General features: G+C 67.8%; 2 protein-coding genes. Both read left to right on the top strand.

Annotation, left to right across the window (positions count from 1 at the left end):
- Positions 1-919 (top strand): AMP-binding protein (locus tag EOD07_RS32640; RefSeq protein WP_164772763.1); only part of this gene is annotated, 919 nt, incomplete at its 5' end.
- Entirely contained in the window at positions 919-1896 is a 978-nt protein-coding gene (locus tag EOD07_RS32635; RefSeq protein WP_127238173.1) for a 2-dehydropantoate 2-reductase, read from the top strand. The genes EOD07_RS32640 and EOD07_RS32635, both read left to right, overlap by 1 nt.
- Positions 1897-1962 lie beyond the last annotated feature (66 nt).

The following is a 1962-nucleotide window of genomic DNA, read 5'->3' as shown; positions in this document are numbered from 1 at the left end:
CCTCAACATCATGCCGCTGTTCCACATCCACGGCCTGATTGCCGCGGTGCTGTCCTCGCTCGCCGCCGGCGGCAGCGTCTTCTGCACGCCGGGCTTCAATGCGCTGCGTTTCTTCCAGTGGCTCTCCGAGGCCAAACCCAGCTGGTACACCGCGGTGCCCACCATGCACCAAGCGATCCTGCCGCGCGCCGCGCGCAATCCGGAGCAGCTTGCCGGGGCGAAGCTGCGCTTCATCCGCTCTTCCTCGGCGTCATTGCCGGCGCAGGTCATGGCCGAGTTGGAGAAGACCTTCGGCTGCCCGGTGATCGAGGCCTATGGCATGACCGAGGCCGCGCATCAGATGGCGTCCAACCGCCTGCCGCCCGGCCAGCGCAAGCCAGGCAGCGTCGGCGCGTCGGCCGGACCGGAAGTCGCCGTCATGGCGCCGGACGGGCGGCTGCTCAAAGCCGGCGAGATCGGCGAGATCGTCATTCGCGGCCCCAACGTCACCGCCGGCTACGAAAAGAACCCGGACGCCAATGCCAGCGCCTTCGCCCATGGCTGGTTCCACACCGGCGACCAGGGCGTGCTCGACGAGGACAACTATCTGCGCGTCACCGGCCGGCTGAAGGAGATCATCAATCGCGGCGGCGAGAAGATCTCGCCGCTCGAGGTCGATGACGTGCTGATGGATCATCCGGCGGTGGCGCAGGTCGTCACCTTCGCCATGCCGCACGACAAGCTCGGCGAAGAGGTCGCATCCGCCGTCGTGCTGCGCGAAGGCCAGAGCGCCAGCGAGGCCGACATCCGCGGCTTTGCGTCGACCCGGCTCGCCGATTTCAAGGTGCCGCGCAAGGTGGTGATCCTCGATGAAATCCCGAAGGGCGCCACCGGCAAGCTGCAGCGCATCGGGCTGGCGGCCAAGCTCGGGCTCGGCTGATGCGCATCACGGTCTTCGGCGCCGGCGCCATCGGCGGCTATCTTGCCGCCAAGCTGGCGATCGCCGGCAATGTCGATCTTTCGGTCGTGGCGCGCGGCGCGCATCTGGAGGCGGTCAAGGCCGACGGCCTTCGCCTGATCGAGGACGGCAAGGAAACGGTTGGCGTGGTCCGCGCCGCTGCCCGCGCCGATGAACTCGGCGTGCAGGATTATGTCGTGCTGGCGCTGAAGGCGCATTCGCTGGCGCCGGCGCTAGATCAGATCGCGCCGCTGCTGGGCGAGGGGACAGCCGTCGTCACCATGCAGAACGGCGTGCCATGGTGGTATTTTTACGGGGCCGGCGGCGCGCTCGAGGGCACACGGCTCGACGCGGTCGATCCGGGTGGCGCGATCTGGGAGCGCATCGGGCCGGAGCGTGTCATCGGCTCGGTCGTCTATCCGGCCGTGGAGGTCGATGCGCCCGGCCTGATCCGCCATGTCGAAGGCACGCGCTTTTCGCTGGGCGAGCCTTCCGGCGAAAAGAGTGAGCGGGCCACCGCGCTGGCGCGCGAAATGGTCAAGGCCGGGCTGCAGGCGCCGGTGCGCGAGGACATCCGCTCGGAAATCTGGGTGAAGCTTTGGGGCAACCTTTCCCTCAACCCCATTTCGGCGCTGACCGGCAGCACGCTTGCGGCAATCGTCGCCGACGAAGGCACGCGCGCCGTCGCCCGCGCCATGATGCTGGAAGCGCAGGCGATCGGCGAGCGCCTCGGCGTGCGCTTCCTCATTCCCGTCGACCGGCGCATCAAGGGCGCCGGCGATGTCGGCGAGCACAAGACCTCGATGCTGCAGGACCTCGAGCGCGGCCGCCCGATGGAGATCGACGCGCTGGTCACGGCCGTGCAGGAACTCGGCCGCCTCACCGGCCAGCCGACGCCGACCATCGACACCGTGCTGGCGCTGGTGCGGCGGTTGGCGATCGAGCGCGGGTGTTATTGACTTCATAGACGTGAAGATCGTTCGCCCTTGACTCTTGCTAATGTTCCTGTTTTGTTCTTGCTGCGA

This window comes from Mesorhizobium sp. M2C.T.Ca.TU.002.02.1.1, assembly GCF_003997225.1.
This window is presented reverse-complemented; position numbering and strand designations above follow the sequence as displayed.

Coding starts and splice junctions, on each gene's coding strand:
- EOD07_RS32635 (WP_127238173.1), top strand. CDS start 919: ATGCGCATCACGGTCTTCGGCGCCGGCGCCATCGGCGGCTATCTTGCC.